Annotated in this window: 18 protein-coding genes; 9 read left to right on the top strand and 9 right to left on the bottom strand. The window is 48.0% G+C overall.

The window, feature by feature from the left end; all coding sequences use genetic code 11:
• Positions 1-232 precede the first annotated feature (232 nt).
• A complete protein-coding gene (locus ACJJJA_RS19985) occupies positions 233-718 on the top strand; it encodes a hypothetical protein (RefSeq protein ID WP_444903171.1) in 486 nt (161 codons plus the stop codon).
• A 24-nt stretch (positions 719-742) separates the two neighbouring features.
• On the opposite strand, the gene ACJJJA_RS19980 is transcribed toward ACJJJA_RS19985, so the two are convergent.
• From ACJJJA_RS19980 to ACJJJA_RS19960, 5 genes are all read right to left on the bottom strand, one after another.
• Positions 743-3,295 carry a protein kinase domain-containing protein gene (locus tag ACJJJA_RS19980; protein ID WP_444903170.1) on the bottom strand — a complete coding sequence of 851 codons (2,553 nt, stop codon included), beginning with the start codon at positions 3,293-3,295 and terminating at the stop codon, positions 743-745.
• A gap of 354 nt (positions 3,296-3,649) precedes the next feature.
• The gene (locus ACJJJA_RS19975) at positions 3,650-4,624 is read right to left on the bottom strand and encodes an FHA domain-containing protein (RefSeq protein WP_444903169.1); all 975 of its coding nucleotides are present in this window, start codon (positions 4,622-4,624) and stop codon (positions 3,650-3,652) included.
• Between the two features lie 635 nt (positions 4,625-5,259).
• Positions 5,260-5,826: a YceI family protein gene (locus ACJJJA_RS19970; protein ID WP_252083326.1), complete on the bottom strand. Its 567-nt coding sequence runs from the start codon at positions 5,824-5,826 to the stop codon at positions 5,260-5,262.
• The gene (locus ACJJJA_RS19965; RefSeq protein ID WP_444882769.1) at positions 5,823-6,434 is read right to left on the bottom strand and encodes a cytochrome b; all 612 of its coding nucleotides are present in this window, start codon (positions 6,432-6,434) and stop codon (positions 5,823-5,825) included. The genes ACJJJA_RS19970 and ACJJJA_RS19965 overlap by 4 nt, the downstream gene beginning before the upstream one ends.
• 272 nt (positions 6,435-6,706) lie before the next feature.
• On the bottom strand, positions 6,707-7,372 hold the full coding sequence (locus tag ACJJJA_RS19960; RefSeq protein ID WP_444903168.1) for a hypothetical protein: 666 nt from the start codon (positions 7,370-7,372) through the stop codon (positions 6,707-6,709).
• 357 nt (positions 7,373-7,729) lie between these two features.
• Here ACJJJA_RS19960 and ACJJJA_RS19955 point away from each other — a divergent pair, with 357 nt between their 5' ends.
• Together ACJJJA_RS19955 and yihG are read left to right on the top strand one after the other, a co-directional pair.
• Entirely contained in the window at positions 7,730-9,238 is a 1,509-nt protein-coding gene (locus ACJJJA_RS19955; protein ID WP_444903167.1) for a dipeptidase, read from the top strand.
• A gap of 122 nt (positions 9,239-9,360) precedes the next feature.
• Positions 9,361-10,266: a 1-acylglycerol-3-phosphate O-acyltransferase, YihG family gene (gene yihG / locus ACJJJA_RS19950; protein ID WP_444903166.1), complete on the top strand. Its 906-nt coding sequence runs from the start codon at positions 9,361-9,363 to the stop codon at positions 10,264-10,266.
• Between the two features lie 100 nt (positions 10,267-10,366).
• Here the strand turns inward: yihG and ACJJJA_RS19945 are convergent, their stop codons facing one another.
• Positions 10,367-10,804, bottom strand: a complete 438-nt coding sequence (locus ACJJJA_RS19945) for a host attachment protein (RefSeq protein WP_252083321.1) — start codon at positions 10,802-10,804, stop codon at positions 10,367-10,369.
• Between the two features lie 377 nt (positions 10,805-11,181).
• Here ACJJJA_RS19945 and ACJJJA_RS19940 point away from each other — a divergent pair, with 377 nt between their 5' ends.
• The 6 genes from ACJJJA_RS19940 to fghA all read left to right on the top strand — a co-directional run bounded on the left by ACJJJA_RS19940 (position 11,182) and on the right by fghA (position 16,233).
• Positions 11,182-11,610 carry an Hsp20/alpha crystallin family protein gene (locus ACJJJA_RS19940; protein WP_252083320.1) on the top strand — a complete coding sequence of 143 codons (429 nt, stop codon included), beginning with the start codon at positions 11,182-11,184 and terminating at the stop codon, positions 11,608-11,610.
• Positions 11,611-11,675: 65 nt separating this feature from the next.
• Positions 11,676-12,092: a CBS domain-containing protein gene (locus ACJJJA_RS19935; protein ID WP_252083319.1), complete on the top strand. Its 417-nt coding sequence runs from the start codon at positions 11,676-11,678 to the stop codon at positions 12,090-12,092.
• A 166-nt stretch (positions 12,093-12,258) separates the two neighbouring features.
• A complete protein-coding gene (locus tag ACJJJA_RS19930; RefSeq protein ID WP_444903165.1) occupies positions 12,259-12,834 on the top strand; it encodes a PhnA domain-containing protein in 576 nt (191 codons plus the stop codon).
• Positions 12,835-13,023: 189 nt separating this feature from the next.
• Positions 13,024-14,070 (top strand): AraC family transcriptional regulator, encoded by a 1,047-nt coding sequence (locus ACJJJA_RS19925; RefSeq protein WP_444903164.1) that lies wholly within the window; start codon positions 13,024-13,026, stop codon positions 14,068-14,070.
• 153 nt (positions 14,071-14,223) lie between these two features.
• On the top strand, positions 14,224-15,357 hold the full coding sequence (locus tag ACJJJA_RS19920; RefSeq protein ID WP_444903163.1) for an S-(hydroxymethyl)glutathione dehydrogenase/class III alcohol dehydrogenase: 1,134 nt from the start codon (positions 14,224-14,226) through the stop codon (positions 15,355-15,357).
• Positions 15,358-15,369: 12 nt separating this feature from the next.
• Entirely contained in the window at positions 15,370-16,233 is an 864-nt protein-coding gene (fghA, locus tag ACJJJA_RS19915; RefSeq protein ID WP_444903162.1) for an S-formylglutathione hydrolase, read from the top strand.
• Between the two features lie 99 nt (positions 16,234-16,332).
• Here the strand turns inward: fghA and ACJJJA_RS19910 are convergent, their stop codons facing one another.
• From ACJJJA_RS19910 to ACJJJA_RS19900, 3 genes are all read right to left on the bottom strand, one after another.
• On the bottom strand, positions 16,333-16,764 hold the full coding sequence (locus ACJJJA_RS19910; protein WP_444903161.1) for a hypothetical protein: 432 nt from the start codon (positions 16,762-16,764) through the stop codon (positions 16,333-16,335).
• Positions 16,765-17,340: 576 nt separating this feature from the next.
• Positions 17,341-18,603 carry an NADH:flavin oxidoreductase/NADH oxidase family protein gene (locus ACJJJA_RS19905; protein WP_444903160.1) on the bottom strand — a complete coding sequence of 421 codons (1,263 nt, stop codon included), beginning with the start codon at positions 18,601-18,603 and terminating at the stop codon, positions 17,341-17,343.
• Positions 18,593-19,252 (bottom strand): TetR/AcrR family transcriptional regulator, encoded by a 660-nt coding sequence (locus tag ACJJJA_RS19900; RefSeq protein ID WP_444903159.1) that lies wholly within the window; start codon positions 19,250-19,252, stop codon positions 18,593-18,595. Before ACJJJA_RS19900 ends, ACJJJA_RS19905 begins: the two co-directional genes overlap by 11 nt.
• Positions 19,253-19,676 lie beyond the last annotated feature (424 nt).

Genomic DNA, 19,676 nt, shown 5'->3' with positions numbered 1-19,676 from the left:
AGTCGGACCTTGTGGATGAGCTTGCCCGAGGCACGGATGCCAAATTTTGCTCTTGATAGTGTTGTTGTAACCGTCGATGGTTGGGACCATCATTCCGGGCCGGCAGTGGCTATACTGCCGGCTTTTTTTCAGAGCTGAACTGGTTATCATGACGCAGTCACAGACGTATTTTACATGAGTAAAAGCGTCTTAGAATGACACCAAATAACAAATGCTTACAAGGGGATGAACGATGAGCACTTGTGCCGATTTACCCGTACTGGAGTGCGAGGTACCTAAAGAGGGCTTAAAACTAGACCTGGTTTTACGGCCCAGAGAGCAAAAAGATGGTGAGCCGCGGTACTGGCCGCTGTTTAATGCCGATAATCCGGAAGAGCATTTTGGCAATATGCGTTTCAAAATCCACAAGGGGGGAGTGGTGACACTGAAAGTAACTCTGGATTTGTCTGAAGTTCCAGGACGCGAGTTAGAGTTTGTACGCTATAAGCAAAACTATAAATTAGATGGTATTATTGCTCTGAGCCCGGATTTTCGGCATCAATTCCGCGCCAGAGCAAAAGAGGTAGATGGCGACTTCACCAAGTTGGTTATCAAGATCAGAGATAGAGAGCAAATTCCAGACAACTTTTCATTCCTCTGGATGTGTGTTGATGTTGAGACTGGTATGCACTTTGTCTCTGGCGATCCAGATGCCGTCATTAATCCTGTGCCAGAATAATCTCATCGGAAAGGTAGCATAGCCCTAAGGGCAGATGTTTTTAGTTACTGTCTGAGAGACTTGAGGTTGGACACAGATACCCTGGAATGCGGGAAGAGAAAACCATTCTGGGGTTAGCCCTCGCTGGATCAATTGCTCCAAATGATAACTGGCAGACTGCCACTCTCCGGCAAGTGTATAGACTAGTGCAGCTGTTTGCATTATGTTGGTACTATCAGGTGCATCTCGTAAAAGATCTTTTATTAGTGAGATTGATTCAGCGGTCTTCCCATGATGTGCAAGTGCCTCGGCTCTGTATCTTCTTGATAAGACATCTCTAGCTTCAATTGTAAGAGCTATTATTTTGCCAAAATATTCATCAGCTTTTTTCTTATCCGCTAACATTAAGTACGTTTCAGCAAGGTGGTAAATCGTTGTTATGTTATTTGGGGCCTCTTGATAGAGTTTTTTATGTTGCACTAATGCTTTTTTGTATTCCCCTTTAAGGAAGAAAGTAGTTCCCAGGTTAGATCTTGTTTGCCAATCGCGTCGGTTTTCAGGGATAGAGCTTATAGCAGTTTCTGCGTCAGTTAGGTTGCCTGTCTTAAGTTCAATTACCCCTAGAATGTTGTATGCTTTCCACCTTTCAGGGTAGATTTTAATCATTTTTTTTAGTGTGGTTCTTGCTTGCTCATAGTCTCCCAGGGCTAATTCATTGATGGCGATGTAATATAGGTTGTTGAAAGAAGGGCTAAGTGCAGCCGCTTCCTTTGCATAAGCTAAGCTCTGCTCGTGATTACCATGTAAATATTGAAAGCGGGAAAATTGAGCTAAAAGGTGTGCTGAGGGATGTCCTTTGGTTTGTAGTTTTTTTAGTATTGATTCAAAGCCTTTGCGATCTGTCCCTAAGGATTTTATGAGTAGTTTAGCTTCTAGAAGGGATGTTTCATTTTCCACGAAACCCTCAGCGCTAGTGAGTATTCCTAGAGCCCCGGAGAGAAGCCTGTTATCGTTTGTGACTGAGAATAAGGTTGCTGATGCCTTTGCGTACGCAGAATAAAGGTTAATATTTTGTGGGTAGGTTCCGATTAGTTCTTGCAGTATAACTAAATCAGAGGGCTGTACTGTTATGTCACCACCAATTTTGGAAAGAACGGTCAAATAGCGATTATAGTCCCCGTTGCTCATTTTAATTTCTTGGTTGGGTTCTTTTCGGTAACTTTTAGGGAATAATTCCACTGCACTGTTTCCGATAGTGTATTGCGCTTCTTGGATTTTATCGCTTAGAAATACAAAGCTGGTTTGATGATGAACCTGACTATCTGAAGGGTTTATTCTTTGTAGTTCTATATTACAGCGTAGCTGCATGCATTCGAGATTTGCTAGCAAGGCATCTGTGACACCTTTATTATGCAAGCTCTTAAGTTGTTCTTCGTAACTCGCTTCTTCTTTTGGAGCGTTGTAACTGACCAGCGCACTGGATTGAAGTTGTGCTGGGGCGTTTAGTAAAGCCTGGCGAACCATGGCTTTCACTAGTATTTCTGCGTTTTCTTCGCCACTTACCGTCCCGTTCATTTGCACTGGAAGAACGGCAATATACTGTGGAGGTAGCTGTAAATAGGTTCGCCAGCCCCAAAAAGCCAAGGTACAGATAATTATTAGGCCGATTAAGCTCAAGCTAACTGGCCTGTATTTTTTTTTCGGCTTTATAAGTAGTTGTGTAACCGTTTCTGAATACTGTAGAGTACTATTGTCGATTCCGTGCTTTCTCACCAGCTCTATAGCTTCACAAACCCTTTCTGCAGATTCAGGTCTTTGTTCTGGACGCTTGCCCAAGAGTCTGTCTAATAGTGCGGCTAACGGCTTAGGGATTTCTGGCCAAGCCTGTTGCGGCGGAATATGGGGCTTGCTGGTAATCTGCTGGGCAAAAGCCAGTGCACTTTTATCGCCACGCTCAAAAGGTTTACTGCCACACAAGAGTTCATAGGCGATACTGCCCAAACTAAACAGATCGCTACGGGCATCCAGGGCTGTTCCTTGTAGCTGCTCCGGAGACATGGCCTGCACGCTGCCTGCGATATGGTCTTCTCTAGTGAGCTGTTGGTCGCAATCGAGGGCTTTCGCGATACCGAAGTCGGTAATTTTGGCGACGCCATCATTGGTGACAAGGATATTCTCGGGTTTTAAATCCCGGTGGATAATCCCCAGGCAATGGGCTTTTCCTAATCCCTGGCAGATCTGCATCAGCAGATCGAGTTTTTCGGCCAGTGTGGCGGTATGCTCACGTATCCACTCTTTGAGAGTAACCCCTTCAACCAGCTCCATAACCAGGGCGATATTGTGGTCTTCCTCCAGAACATCGTATAGACGTACAATATTGGGGTGATTTAGTCTGGCTAATAATTGAGCTTCACTGCGGAATCTCGCCTCGGCGGAGTTTCCGGTCATATCAGAGCGTAATTGCTTGATGGCGACCTTGCGTCCCAACTTTACGTCTTCAGCCAGATAGACAACACCCATACCACCAGCCCCAAGGGTGCGCTCTACCCTATAGCGACCTTGATATACCTCAGTTTTCTCCAGCGCAACTACGTCCATTGTATTTAGTTCTTTTCGGATGGATAGGGGATTCTACCTGATAGTACATTTTCGTGAAGCCATCTGTCTCCATTTCAGAGGAAATGGTTCACGTTATTCTATTTCTTTTGGATTGCTATCGGTTGCAAAGAGTAGCAGTCATAGGTCCGCAAAGGCTTTATTTTTAAAAGGGAAGGTGAGAGAGGCTCAGTGTTCGGATCTCCAAATTGGGCTCGATCCGGCAAAAAGTCACATCCGATAGGAGTGGCTTACTGCATACAGCTGCAACAGGGTAGTTTTATCAGCTCCGTACCTAGTAGAGTGATTGCTATAGGTACGGATCAACATTTTAATGATGAGGTCTGAGCTCCAAAATTACGCTTCCTGTAGCTCGGTCTTCGCCTCCAGTTGAGTGCCTTTATAGATTTCAAACTGGTGGCAGCCCAGGCGAATTTCCCAGGAGCGTCGCTCTACTAAGTTTGAGGTATCTACGGCATCTGGCAAGGATTCAGAGATCTGCTTGCGTGCGCGGAAAATCTGGGTATTCAGGTGGTTGACGGTGATGCCCAGCTCGTGAGTGGCTACCTGGATGGAAACCCAGCCTTGGGAGTCTGTATCCATGTCGTTTTGCATATCACGGAAGCGTGCTCGAGCCAGGTACAGCAGCAGGTAGTTGTGAATGCGTGCGGGCAGGGACTGCTTCATACCCTCTCGCTGCAGCTGCAGTTGTACATGTTCCTCGTGGGAGCTGACAGAGAAGCGCAGGCCGAAATCTGTAATGGATAACTGCTGTAAAGAGAGTTCTTTGGTTGCCCCTTGGTTGTCGGCGAGAAACAGTTGCCAGCTCTGCAGGCCGCAATCAATACGATCCCCGTGATTGACCATGCTCTTGCTGCCCCCTTCGCCGGTGCTACCGGTAAATTCGTATTGCCATTGGGCGGTAACGGGGCTGAAATGCAAGCTGGCGAGGGGCTCGCTCTCGTCCGGTAGCAGGTGGTATTGCTCCAATAGCTGGGCTTCACCAGTCTTCAGGTCAATCAACAAGTTTTCTGGGGCGTCGAGATTCTCGACAATCCAAGCGGGGTTATTGACTCGCCCAAAACAGATCTTGTCGCCGGTTTGCAATGGGTAGCTCTTGGCTGGAACCAGTTGCTGGCCATTTAGCCAGGTTCCATTACGACTAAGATCGCGAATATTCCAATGTGTGCCGGTCCACTGAATGGCCGCGTGAATACCAGAGATTTCGGCACTGGTGATACGGGTATCCACGGCTCCTTGACGGCGGCCGATGGTGTGGTGTGCCATCAGGTATACGGGTTGGTCCCTATCTGGATGCTGTAAGCAAGCCATTATCTTGTCCTTTTTCTCCGGGTTGCGTTGGGCGCTGAGCTAGAGCTGCTTGCCAGAATTGTTGGCAGTTCAATGCTGCAGATGGGATTGCTCACTCGGCAGCAATAAAAAGTAACCTACAACTGCTATTGTCCAGATTCTTTGAGATTCGCTCTACAAGGCCAAGAGAGTTTGGCTATTTCCCCCTCTAAGGGAGAAGTGGGCACTCACTAGGGGTCTGGCTGTAAATAAGTTTGAGGTTCTTTATACCTACTGTGGAATGATTGTAATCACTGCTACTACTAATGGTTGCTATTTTCACTGAAAAACTTTGCTGTCGTCAAAAGTAGCGTAATAGTTTGTGCTTACTAATTGTGAACTGGTTAAAATTTTAAGTGCTTGCAGTTTCTTTATTGCCATCTGGGCTAGCTGTCAGATGTCTTTTCTCCAGTATTTAGCTAAAGCTGAGAGATTCTTTAAGTATTAGTTTTAGGGAGCTGTAGGCGATTTGGCACTAATCTAATGGATCTGCTAGCGCTTAAAAATGCCATTTTTGCGGCAGTTTCTGCCAAGTGGTGTTAAATGGGTGCTTGAGGGATAGGAGCCCGATTTGTTGTAAATCGGGCTGTCAAAGGAATAAGAGTATCTAAATAGGTTTAGATACGGATGCCTTCAATATCCAGAATCATTTCAACCTTCTGGGAGGCTGGGCCCAGATTGTAGTCGATACCGAAATCCTTCAGATCAAACTCTGCAGTGCCACTGAAGCCCTGACGGTAGCCACCCCAGGGGTCCTTACCGCCCCCAATATTGGTAACGTCGATAGTTAGCGGCTTGGTTACCCCACGTAGGGTTAGCTCACCTTTCAGCAGTGCCTTTCCGTCTTCTGTTGGTTCAAAGCTGGTGCTTTTGAAGGTTGCTGTGGGGAATTTTTCCGTGTGGAGGAAGTCGGAACCGCGCAGGTGCTTGTCGCGCTCGGCGTGATTACTGTTAAGGCTGGTTACGTCGATATTGACGTTTACAGTAGATTTTTCCGGTGCCTTGTCATCATAAAAGAATGAACCGTTGAAATCGTCAAAGCGTCCATAGAGCCAGCTATATCCCAGGTGTTTAATGCGAAACTGGACGAAGGCATGGGCGCCTTTGGTATCGATTTTATATTCCGCCGCTTGGGCTGTGGTGCCGAGCAGGGCAGCGAAAAGAAGGGCCGTGAGCTTCTTCATAGGGAGATTTCCTTTTTTGTGGTTGTAACTGTGTTTTGCTTATTCAAACGGGTGGGTATGCCTGATAGCCCAAGCATCCTGCGAAGTGTTACGTCCCTGTCGAAAAAATGATGCTTCAATGCCGCCAGGGCGTGAAGGCTGACCAGGATGATCAGGGTCCAGGCCAGAATTTCGTGAAGGCTCCCGGCAATGTCTTCCTGATTGGGAATGCCCTGGATAGTAGCCGCTACGCTAAACCAACCGAATACATCAATGGGGCGTCCATCGGCGGTCGATATCAGGTAACCCGATAGCATAATGGCCAATAGAAGCAGGTAGATGAGGTTGTGTATGCCACTGGCAGTGAGTGCTTGCCATCGAGGCGTTCCTGGGGCAGCCCTGGGGGTGATATTCACTGAACGCCACAGTAAACGAAGCACCAGAGCAATCAAGAGCAAAATTCCTATGCCTTTATGGATGCTGGGGGCCTGCTGATACCAGGGGTCATAATAGGACAGCTGGCGCATCCACCAGCCGAGGACAAAGAGGCCTATGATCGCTGGGGCCATTAGCCAATGCAGCATAATCGCGACCCAGCCGTAGTTATTTTGGTTGTTACGAGCTTGCAAGCTCTTTCTCCAAGTGTGTTTATTGATCGGGTAAATAGATGAGGCTTCAGTATGCTGGTTTGATTAGCCTCGAATCCCGCCAGGGTTTTTCTTTCTGCTTGAAGAAGGTCTGGAGAGGCTACATTCGCACTCACCCCGTTAGCGGATTATAACTTGGCGCTAGGGTATCGTTTTTGTTGTCTATGACCAATGCCTGAAGGGAATCTTTGCGAGAGAGATCAATTAAGCTCAGGTGACTAATAAAAGAGACAGAAAGCGCAATAATTGTGCTGTTAGTGGTGGCGGCTCCGATTACCCTCACGTTCTGCGGCAAGAAGAATCCGCTCGCAGGCCCCTCTGTCCAAGGCTGTAGATCGCTGTGCCAGCTGCTCAGCCAGCCAGCTGGTGGAGTGATGTTCGCGGTCCAGGGCTAATTGTTCAAGCTGCCAGATCACGTCGAGCATTAACTGCCGCTCCAGTTTGTCTTCAGTTTCCTGGCTGGAGAACAGCCGTGGCTCTAGCCTCTCCAAGTCGCTGCGCTTCAATACCAGCTCTGCCAGGCTAGGGTACCAGCGGCCACTGAAGGGCTCAGGGCGTTGATGATAGTCAAACGTGATTCGCAGGCGATTGCCCTCGGCGTCCTCGAGTAGAGGGGTGTCTTGCTCATAAGCGGGTAGGGCGGGGCTGTGTCGCAAGATACCGACAAGGGCCCGCCAGTCACTGCGGTTCTCTGAGCACAGGCGCAGTGGCTCAATCAATTCCCTATGCCCCTCGCGATTGAGAAAGGTCAGTTTCTGCCCCGGACGATACCAGTAGAGATCGAGGAGCTTTTCCTCGGCTAAATCTGCAAGATGGATGCTGGTTAGGGGTTCCTCTGCTAGGGCGCTCAAGTGGCTGACGGCCTGTTGGACACTCAGCCATTGCTTGCGATGGAAATGTTTGCCATTGGATGTGGTCATGCGCTGCTCCAGCCTCGCGTTAAGCTCCCCAAATTTTAGCAACCCTGAAAAACCACTAATTAGTGGCTTATAGGCTTGGCAAGTGATAAGTGAAGTCACATTTGCTGGCTATGATCCAATCGAGCCGTGAATTATCGCCAGATTTATTCAATTGTAGGAATATTAAAGTAGTGCTGATTGAGGAGGTCTGGAACACCTATTACATTGCCAGGGTATTAGTTTAGCAGTGGAGCACTGGTATAGGTTCGGCTCAGGAAACTGTGACTGGAGATTATTAACACAGAGACTGGGATGAATTGGCGGGTCATGCCATTGGCTGGAGATGTACAATGGCACTTTTATTTACCTGGGGTGCTTATGAAGTTACGAAATGCTCTTTTACCGCTGTTTCTCTCTGCAACCCTGTCAGCACCTGTTGTCGCTGGTGTGTCTTCTCAGGCACAGGAGACTTCTGACTATGCAGTTGAAAAATATGAAGAAGCCATGACTGAGACCTTAGCGAGCTTGGTACGCTTTGAAACGGTAGCTCGCGAAGACCTGCCTTTGGAGCGCAACCCTGAGTTTAAAGGCTTCAAGGACACTCTACAGGATAAGGCTCGGGAGCTGGGGCTGGAGTATCAGGATTTCGGCCATGTTGTGGTAATTGCCCTGGGTGAGGGGGCAGAGAAAGTGGGTATTGTTACCCATGGGGATGTCCAGCCAGCCAACCCGGCCAAGTGGCAGAAAAGCCCGTTTATGTTGGATGCGGAAAGTGAGCCAGGCAAGCTGATTGCCCGTGGCAGTGAGGATGATAAAGGTCCGATCGCTACGGCCCTTTATGCTATGAAAGCGATTAAGGATCAGGCGGTGCCCATGAAGCGCAGGGTTGAACTTCTGATCTATTTGGCGGAAGAGTCTGACTGGGAGCCCCTCAAGGAATTCCTGAAAACTTATCCAATCCCTGCCTACAACATCACTATCGACGCTAATTATCCGGTAGTGACTGCCGAGAAAGGCTGGAGTGAGGTGCAGGTCACCACCGCTGGTGTACTGGCAGCGAACTTCGATAAGCCTTATATAAAAAGTTTCTCAGGTGGCTATTTTCGCAGCCAGGTGCCGGATGAGGCGCGCGCATTGTTGGGAAATGTTAATGCTGAGCTAGTTTCGGCTATCCGCGCTCGCGCCGCTCAGAACAAGCTTGTCTCATATGAGTTTAAAAGCGGTAATGGCAGTTTAGAGGTAGTGGCTCGCGGTGTGGCTACCCACAGCTCAGAGCCTGAACATGGGGTAAACGCGATCGCCTATCTTGCGGATGCGCTCAGTGTGTACGATTGGCCCGCCAATGACGCTGGTGCGACGGTGCGCTATCTGAATGACTTGGTGGGCACAGGGGTCCTGGCTGAGAAGTTTGGCAGTACCGCTTATCGCGATGCATTTATGGGTCCAATGACGGCGGCAGTCACCATGGTGAAAGAGACTGAATCTGGACTGGTCAGCCACCTCAACCTGCGTCGCCCCACAGGTAAAACAGCCCCGCAGCTAGAAAAGGAGATTGACTCTACCTTGGCCGAATGGCAGGAACTTTCGGGTATCACATTGGCAGATACAAAAGTGATTTTGGGAAACCCCTACCGAGTCGACGATGCTCCTCACGTGAAACCTTTGCTAGAAGTTTTTCGTCATTTCACCGGTATGGAAAAGGCTGAGCCGGTCGCGATTGGTGGTTCCACCAATGCCAAGCTATTACCTAATGCTGTGAGCTTTGGGCCCTCTATGCCTGGAGTTGCTTATTCCGGGCATTCGGAACATGAATTTATTACCGTTGAACAGTTTCGGCTGAATCTAAAAATGTATACGGCGATGATGATTGAGGTGGCTAACCTCTAGGCTGGTGAATCTGCGAGTTGTTGAATAAGAATAAGAATGTGGGCGCCAGAGTTTACTATGTAAAAACGGTTTTCTCAGGCGTCCGTTAGGAATCTCTTTTACCACTATTTTAGAAGCATAAGATGTTAAATTTTCTTCCCTCGGCAGTGTTGTTGATATTGGCTTCGGTGTTGCTGGTCATCAGCACGATCCTTTGCTTTATTCCCATTTTGTTTTTTGTTGTAGTGCGATTGATTTTTCCATTTTCAGCGCTGCGCAAAATCTACACGTCCATTTTTATGTCGATTGCTGAAGCCTGGATTACCATGAATAAAGGCTGGATGAAACTTACGCAAAAGACAGAGTGGGATGTGAAAATTGGGGGGGAGCTGAAAAAAGATGGCTGGTATTTGGTAACCTCCAATCACCAGAGCTGGGTGGACATCTTTGTACTACAGTCAATTTTTAACCGAAAAATCCCTTTCCTGAAATTTTTTATTAAGCAGGAGCTTATCAAGGTCCCTGTAATGGGAATCTGTTGGTGGGCTTTGGATTTTCCATTTATGAAGCGTTATAGCAAGGCATATTTGGAGAAGCATCCGGAAATGCGCGGCAAAGATCTGGAATCAACCAAAAAGGCTTGTGAGCGCTTTAAATTAATTCCCACCAGTATTATGAATTTCCTGGAAGGTACGCGTTTTACTCAGGAAAAGCATGATAGGCAGGGTTCACCTTTTAACTATTTGCTCAAGCCCAAGTCTGGTGGCATTGCTTTTGCCATGCAAAGTATGGGGGAGCAACTTAACCGCCTGTTAAATGTAACCATTGTCTACCCAGATGGTATCCCATCATTTGCGGATTTCCTTGGGGGGAAAGTGAAGCGCGTAGTCGTTCGGGTGGAGCAGATTCGCATACCAGATAAATTTTTTACGGCTGATTATATGAATGATCAGGTATTTCGTGCTGAATTTAATCATTGGGTGTATAAACTTTGGCAGGATAAGGATCAGTTGATTGGGAATTTATTGAGTGATTCTAAAGGGACTTAAGAGGCGCAGGTTAATTTTATGGGGAGTGCTACTTAAGAAGGCTTGAGGGGCTGTTTTTTCAGCCCCGCCTTCCCAACAGATTTCCTCAATGAGGAATCAATCAAAGCCAGATGGGTAGCTGAGCACGAATTTCATCTGGCTGGCTGTCGACCAGATTTTTACCGGTCTCTCCAGCAACGGTGGCACGAGTAGGCGTTTTCAATGCATCGCGCAAGCTCCCCACCATATAGGGTTCAGCCACAATATATAACTTTTCAAAGCGGCCTTCTTGGCGCCCACGCTCCAGTGTATGGGCAATTTTCCTGGCAAAATCTTCACCACTGCGGCGGTGTAGATTTGCAAAATTTCCCATCGCATGGCGGCCCTGGCCGTAGCTGTCGAAGCTGCGTCCAGGTGCATCGCTATCTATTTCGCGTCCTGATAGTCGGGATTCTGGATGGAGTAGGGCTTGAATTTCATGGAGGTTGCCGGCGCGTTTTTGTGCTTCAAATATTCTGGCTTGCGATTGGTTGGCCACAAGAACCCATGCTAAAGCCATGAGCGTATCCTCATTCTTTTACTCTCTCTTATCCTAGTTAATTTCAGCGCCATCCACTATCTGTATGGATTTAATTGGGTAACTATCTGATTTTTTTCATTTTCCAAAATATTGGAGAGTTAATGGTGGGTAGAGGAGTGGGATTTGCCTACGATGCTTTTCGGTTCATTTCGTAGAGCGTTATAGATTTTCCAAATAGATGAAATCTAAATATTCACAGTTGTCTTTATGCCTTTTGTGATGGTTATTGCAGGCACATATTCCTACCGAATGGCGTGAGATTACCTAGAATGAAATCAAGATGTGAGAGGCGCAAGCCGGATCCATGGGTCTAGCTTGCGCCTCTTGCGACATAGCGGTAGATGGAGGTTGTAAGTATGAGTCTGATACCCAGAGGTTCCCTGCTGGATCTGGATAATATGTTTGAGCAGATGTTGTCACCTGGCCGCGCTATCGGCAGTGAAAGGGAGGGATTTTTCTCGCCACGTATCGACGTGAGTGAACGGAAAAACAAATATGAAATCAGTGCCGAACTGCCCGGTGTTGGTAAGAATGATATCAATATCACTTTGGAGAATGGAGTTTTAACCCTAGAAGCGGAAGTACATCGCGAGATCAAGGAAGAAAAAGATGGCCGGATTCTGCGACAAGAGCGCCGTTATGGCAAATTCCTGCGTAGTTTTAATCTGGGGGAGGATGTTCGAGAAGATGAAATTGATGCGAATTTCAAAGATGGCATTCTGACGCTGACTGTCCCCAGACACGAGGGACATCCGCCACAGAGAAAGCGTATCGAAGTGCACTGATTTTTTCATGCGACGGGCTTCCGTCGCTTTAAAAGTATGTTTTCAGTATTAGTTGAGGTAAAGAAATGAAAGTGAAACAGGCAATGCACCAGGGTGTGACCTGGTGTACACCAGATACCTCTCTACAGGAATTGGCAAAAATCCTGCGGGACGAGGATATCGGAGCGGTTCCCATCGGTGAAAACGATCGATTAGTGGGTATGGTAACCGACCGAGATATCGTATGTCGCGGTGTTGTGCAGGGAGGCAATCTTTCTTCCCTAACTGCCCGTGATGTAATGACTGAGGGCATTGAGTGGTGCTGGGAAGAGGATGACCTTCTCTCCGCGGTACACAAAATGGAACAGCAGCTGCTACGGCGAATGCCAGTTCTAAATAGTGAGAAGCGCATGGTCGGCATTCTCAGTCTCGGCGATATCACCTCAGCCATTGCCAGTAAGCAGGGTGGTCACTTCGCCTCTGCGGTTTCGGCTCACCACTAGTTTCCGTAGCCCCATTATGGGGCTTAACTTATTTTTCTGGGCCCTGTGAGGAGAATTCTCCGATGGGGCCCAGTCTTATTTTACTTTCTTATTGATTCATAGGTTCTGGTAGGGTTGCACGAATTAGCGAGTGAGGGCGTATACTCCGCACTTTTTGAGGTAATCCATGGCGGTCAGTCAGGAACAGCTGCTTCAGCGCAGTGGTGGTCAGTGCGAAATCTGCAAAGCTCAGGATAATTTGGAAGCTTATGAACTGCCGGAGTCCCCTGTCGGGACGGAGGGCCATTTACTCCTGTGCCAGACCTGCCGCGATCAGCTGAACAATCCAGCCGAACTCGACAGCGCTCATTGGCAGTGTTTATCTGACAGCATGTGGAGCCAAGAGCCGGCGGTGCAAGTTTTGGCCTGGCGGCTTCTCAAGCGCCTGTCTACGGAAACCTGGGCGCAGGATTTACTAGACATGCTTTACCTGGATGACGATCTTCTTAACTGGGCCCAAGCCGGCGCACTACCTCAAGCGGGCGACATTCTTGTTCACCGCGACAGCAACGGCGTGCAACTGCAGGCAGGTGATAGTGTGACCATTATCAAGGATCTGGATGTAAAAGGGGCCAGTTTGGTGGCCAAGCGCGGTACTGCAGTTCGTGGTATCAGTTTAACGGATAACCCAGAACACATTGAAGGGCGTGTCGAGGGGCAGCGTATCGTTATTCTGACTAAGTTCGTCAAGAAAATTGGTTGAAACTCTATTGATTGCCAGCTTTGGATATAGGACTAGTTTACGAAGGGAAGGGGTGTTTCCTGTCACATTTCAGTCTTGTGAAAGATTACTGGAATAAATTTGCCCTGTTATCATCCCTGAAATACTTCCCTAGGACTTTAACCGCCTGGCATTGCCCGTAGATCCCAATGCTAGCTGGTGCGCATGGCTATGGCTGTGGTTGTAGCTGTGACAGGCAGTGGAGATGGATTGATGAGCCCAACCTATGAAATTCGCAGCGGCACCCTCGCGGGTTTCAACACTCTGGTTCCCCAGTTGGGCGGAATACCTTCGGATTTGCTCGCTGAGGTTGGCCTACCCGCGGATTGTATGCGTCGCCCGGATATCTTGATTCCAATCTCTACTCTGATCGACCTGTTAAACCTGTGTGTGCGTGAGCTGCAATGCAATGACTTTGGCTTGCGGCTGGCGGAGCAGCAGGGCCTGCGTATGCTTGGAGTGTTGGGTAAGTTGGTGCTCAAAGAGAAAGACCTGGATGCCGCGCTGAGTGCCAGCCACCGCTACATGGTATTACACAACCAGGCTGATCACTGGCGAATAATTGAGCGCGATAGCAGACTCTACGCTTATCGCATTAGCCATTATGAAGGGCTTGGAGTTACTGAGCAGTACAGCGAGCTGGCCTTGGGCGCCGCCTGCAGGCTATTTAGGGAGTTGGCTGGAGCGGATATTCGCCCGCGCCAAGTGCATTTTTGCCATGTACCGGTTTCTTCACTCCAGCGTTACCGTGAGTACTTTGAAGCTGAGGTATTTTTTGCCCAGGAATATGATTGTCTCGTGTTTGATGCTGAAGTGTTAGAAAGGCCTTTGAATGCGGCTAGTGAGGGATTGATGCAATATTTTGAGGAATTTACCCAGTTGCTCATTCAGGGGCAAAGGGGGGATATAGCGAGTCAAGTGCGAACGCTGATCTTGCAGACATTGGGGGCCCAACAGCATAACCTGGCACAGGTTGCCCAACTGGTGGATACCCCTGTTCGAACTTTGCAGCGCCATTTACGTGCTGCCGGCACCTCTTTCAAGCAGCTTTTACAAGAAGCGCGCATGGAAACGGCTCGATGGCATTTACGGTCCTCAAATATTGATATTGCTCTACTGTCGGCGAGCCTTGGTTATACCGATACCAGTGCCTTCTCCAAAGCTTTTCGCACTGTGCATGGGAACTCCCCCTTACAATGGCGCAAGCTACAACATTGATTTTTACTTCTAGGTTTTTCAAAGGGTATTTACCCGGCAGTGTCCCGCCTCATTTCAGTATCCTATTTTGTCCTTCCCTTTTTGCCTCATAAATACTGGCAGGCTATGCTGGGCACCTGTTGATTGAAACAACGACTAGTAAGGAATAACACCATGGGTGCAGAGACGATTCGCTGTAAAGCTGCTGTGGCCTGGAAAGCGGGCGAGCCGCTTTCTATCGAGGAAGTTGAGGTGATGCCGCCGCAAAAAGGCGAGGTACGTATCAAGCTGACGGCTACCGGGGTCTGCCATACCGATGCTTTCACACTTTCGGGTGAGGATCCTGAGGGTGTCTTCCCTGCGATCCTTGGCCATGAGGGAGCGGGTGTTGTGGAGTCGGTGGGTGAAGGAGTTACCGGCTTAACGGTTGGGGATCATGTTATCCCGCTATATACCCCCGAGTGTGGCGAATGTAAGTTTTGTTTGTCTGGCAAAACGAACCTCTGCCAAAAAATTCGAGCAACCCAAGGTAAGGGTTTGATGCCGGATGGCACCACGCGTTTTTCGATCAATGGAAAGCCCATCTATCACTATATGGGCACCTCCACTTTTTCTGAGTATACGGTATTACCGGAAATCTCCCTGGCGAAGATTAATCCCGAGGCGCCACTTGAGGAAGTTTGCCTTCTTGGCTGTGGTGTCACTACGGGGATGGGAGCGGTGATGAATACCGCTAAGGTAGAAGCGGGCTCAACCGTTGCAATCTTTGGTTTGGGTGGAATTGGCCTATCGGCAATTATCGGGGCCAAGATGGCGGGTGCTGAGCGTATTATTGGCATTGATATCAATGAAGATAAATTTGCCCTGGCAAAAAAACTCGGCGCGACAGAGTGTATTAACCCCAAAAATTATGAACAACCCATCCAGGAAGTCATTGTCGACCTTACCGATGGTGGAGTGGATTACTCCTTCGAATGTATTGGTAATGTAAATACAATGCGGTCTGCGCTGGAGTGCTGCCACAAAGGTTGGGGCGAGTCTGTAATTATTGGCGTTGCCGGTGCGGGTCAGGAAATCAGCACGCGCCCCTTCCAGTTGGTTACTGGTAGGGTGTGGCGCGGCACTGCATTTGGCGGAGTGAAAGGTCGCTCTGAACTTCCGGATTATGTCGAGCGCTATCTGGCCGGGGAATTTAAGTTGGATGACTTTATTACCCACACGATGCCCTTGGATAATATTAATGAGGCCTTTGATTTGATGCACAAAGGCAAGAGTATTCGCAGCGTCATTCATTACGAAAACGTTTGAGTGGGATAACCTATGTCAATTAAGCTTGTCAGTAGCACCAGATTGTTTGATGGGTTGCAACAAGAATACCGGCACCGCTCCGCTGTGTTGAATTGCACTATGCAGTTTTCTATTTTTTTGCCCCAGGGTACAGAAAGCGAAGAAGGGCATCGCTATCCGGTGCTTTATTGGTTATCGGGCTTGACTTGCACCGATGCTAATTTTAGCCAGAAAGCGGGCGCCCAGCGTATGGCTGCAGAGCTGGGTATTGTGCTGGTCATACCAGATACCAGCCCTCGTGGAGAGGATGTTGCCGATGACCCCTCCTACGACCTTGGCCAGGGAGCAGGGTTCTATGTGAATGCCACTCAGGAACCCTGGAAGCAGCACTACCGCATGTATGACTACATAGCGGCTGAATTACCGGCGCTAATTGAAGGGCATTTTCCGGTAAATAAGAAGCGCGCTATCAGTGGTCATTCCATGGGAGGTCATGGCGCCCTGGTTATTGGCTTGCGTAACCCTGAGCGATATACCTCAGTTTCAGCATTTAGTCCGATCTGTAATCCGATCGCTTGCCCCTGGGGAGAGAAAGCGTTTGGTGCATATCTGGGCGCGGATACAACCGGCTGGGAAGGTTACGATGCGAGTGTTTTAGTAGGGCGAGCGACAACGCACCTCCCGATACTGGTCTCCCAGGGGGATGAAGATCAATTCCTTGAGCAGCAGTTACGACCCGAGGCCCTGCAAATGGCCGCCGAAGCTTGTAGCTATCCTCTGCGACTGGAGCACCATGCTGGATATGATCATAGCTACTTCTTTATCGCCTCATTTATTGAGGAACACCTGCGTTTCCATGCGGATTACCTCTTGAGTAACGATAAAATTCCTGCCTAAAGCTGCTGTCATATCGTTTAGAGCTGCGCTACAACCGGGCACTTTATAATTGCCCGGTTGTAATACATGAGCTTTTTATCGAGCTTATCTGGGTGTCTTTCACCTATCTGATTGAGCGGCAACTGCACGACATTCACCGTGAATCTCTGCCCGGCGTTTCTCGAAAGTCTGTTCAATCAGGAACCAGCCGTTAGAACAGAATCCATTTTCATTTGTGAGGAGTTCCACCCTCGCCATTGCCATTTTCTTAATATCGCCTGAGTTTGATTGACTGTGGCCAGGTTTACCAGAGCTGGGTTTGCCCCTTGCTGGCTTACCCTTACCGCCCATTCCGGGGCCACCGTTATGTTTACTGCCGTGGCTTCCATCGTCATGGGGCGCTGCCCCCAGGCTTGCCTTATATACAAAGCGTTTGTGTCCTAGTTCAGTGATGTTAGCAACAAAAGATTCGTTAGTGGGAACCTTAGGCGTGGAGCTACAGCCGAAGATGAGCAGGGAAGCTCCCATAGTAGAGAAGAGGTTAGCCTTCATTGTTGTTATCCTGTGAGTCATTCGTTTCCAGTATGACCTTTGCCCTGTACTAACGTCGGTTAAGCAGAGTAAACAATTGTTAAGGTCAATCAATTCAACAAGGTGTTTCTTTCTTAGGGGCCTTTACCGGATATTTTCTTCTTACCTAAATAAGTTACTCTTGAAATCTGTGTTTTTATATATGCGTAGAGGTCTACCCAGATTATTTTTACTCTAATCTATGGCTTGATAATGGGATAAGGGCCTAAAGAATAAAATAATTTTATAGTTCTATGACGATTTATAGAGGAGAAATAGAGAGCAGATTTTCGGGTTTGATTTTAGGGTGCACAGTGTCTCCTCGGCAGCTGGAGAGGCCTATTTTTCTGACGCGCTAGGAAATTGTCCTCGGTTACAAAGACCTGTAGAAAAGTTATAATCTGACAACAAAGTGTGGCACAAGCATATAAAAATGCTTTTTTCAACGAATTCGCCCTGGTATTGGTCGGCGGCGGCAATACGTCCTTGTATTGTCTCACTTATCTACTGTGATTTACGGTGAGGAACTATAGTTTTCCTAGGCGCAATAAAGTTTTATCAGGCTCGTCGTCTCTGAAAAGAAAGCAATCCGACAGCAGTCAGCGTTTTTAATACTGAGGTCCAAGCACTCATATTTGGTTTCGTTGGCTTTCCTTTGCCAATAAGGGCCAGCTGTTGTTCGTACCAAGTGACATCCAGCATAGCCATAAAATCCAGTCTGGGAATACCTGTGGTGAGCTTTTTCAATGTTATCTTATGGTTGCCATCCGATAACAGTTTGTGCGATAGCCGTGGGTCAACCGCTAATGGGCGGGCTAGGCCGATCATATCCACGGCATTTGATACAAGGGCGGCCTCCATGGCAGCTGCGGAACGGAAGCCACCGGTGACTACGACAGGAATTTGCAACTGTGCACGTGCCTTTTCTGCATAATCGATAAAATAGGCCTCTCGCTTGATAGTGCTTTCTTTCACATTGGCACCAACCATACTTGGGTTTTCATAATTGCCGCCGGAGATTTCAATTAAGTTAATACCTTCATCCTGCAGGGCTTTCAGAACCTGCATGGATTCCTCTTCACTGAACCCACCTTTTTGAAAATCTGCTGAATTGAGTTTTACGCCTACCGGAAAATCTTCACCAACCGCTTCGCGAATAGCGCTATACACCTCGCGTAAAAATCGTAAGCGATTTTCTAAGGTACCTCCCCACTGATCATTTCGCCGATTGTGGTGAGGGGATAGAAACTGATTGATCAGATAACCATGAGCAGCATGTATCTGAATCCCAGTAAATCCAAGTTCTTTCGCCTGTGCTGCGGCCCAGGCAAATTTTTTAATGATAATTACTATTTCATTTTCAGTGAGTTCTCTCGGGCGGTTGAACGTTTTCTCTAAGCCATTAGCCAATGGAATTGCAGAAGGTGCGACGGGTTCGGTACTTAAAAAGTTGGGTGTTTGCTTGCCTGGATGATTTAATTGCATCCAGATTTGTGTACCGTTTTGGCGCCCAGTTTGGGCCCATTTCCGGAACAGGGAAAGGTCCGACTTCTCGTCTAATACCACATTCCGCGGCTCACCCAGAGCTGTTCGATCAACCATGACGTTGCCGGTGACCAGTAAACCTGTGCCTCCTTCTGACCATGTGCGATATAAGTGAATCAGCTCCTCGGTGGGGGCATGATTGGGATCCGCTAATTGCTCACTCATAGCAGATTTAAACAAGCGGTTTTTCACACTGGTTCCCGGCAGAAGACTCAGTGGACGAGCGAGAGGTGTAGCTCGATCGGTGTTTTTTAAGGCGTTGATACTATTTTTCAAAATGAATGTCCTGCCTGTAAGTTTTAATACTGGCCAGTGTTTGTGCCCCTTGTTGCGTCACCAAGGTGCTAAAAAACGTCCGTAGCTGTCTGAGTAAATCATTGGGATCACCGGATACCTGGTATTGCAGAATACTGCCCTGCCAAACGCTATAACACAGTGTCGCAAGGTTATCGGCGGGGACGTCACTGCGTAGATCTCCTTGATCTTGTGCCAAATGTAATATCGACTGAAGATTTTCCAGCCACCTGTGCTCTACAGACTCAATGGCTTCACGGCAAAGAGGACTGGCCTGGGCTACCTCGGCCGACATCGCGCCGAGTAGACAGGCACAAGACTGACCAACTTTTACTTTGTTTTGAATACGGTTATGAAAGCAGCACCAGAGCTGGTTCAAGCCAGGTGCCTGATTGAGGTTTATTATCGTCTGCGCTAGTTCCGCATCAATCTGCTGGCCGTAGCGGTGAATAATGCTGGCTACGAAGGCCTCTTTACTGGGGAAATAGTTGTAGAACGAACCTTTGGGTACACCTACTGCATCCAAGACCTGCTTGATACCAGTGCCGTGATATCCCTGGCTGGTCAGCATCGCGGTGCCTGCTTCTAGCAGTGCTTCTTTGGTGTTTTCGCTTTTACGTGGTCGAGCCATGAATATTAGACCGGTCGTCTATTAACTGGTGATCAATATATGACCGATCGTCTTGGAATGCAAGAGGGGTGTTTTGTTTTGGTATTTTCTAGGCTAGGGATCAGGAAAAGGTTACTTATATGGGGAGATTGGCCCCGACGACCTATTAATCATTGGCCACACACAATAGTTTACTGAAATCGAAAATACTCTTTCAAAATAAAATTTATTCAGAAATTTTGAATCAATGTAAGGCTTTTTGTGCTCTTTAATTGGTTGTTTTTGGTTTAAATTACCTAGTTTGCTAGGGGGCTACTCTTTTCATCGCCGCATATTGAGATGGTTCCTCTATCAACTTGCCTGCTCCGACTATAGAGTCTCCCTCAGAGTTAGATAAGTAAATGGATCGATTGTGATTGAGTTCGCGGTGGAAACTGGGAAGAGC

This window comes from Microbulbifer mixtoriginis (SeqCode) (assembly GCF_052466865.1).
Note: the sequence above shows the minus strand (reverse complement) of the source record. Positions and strands in the feature narration are given on the sequence as shown.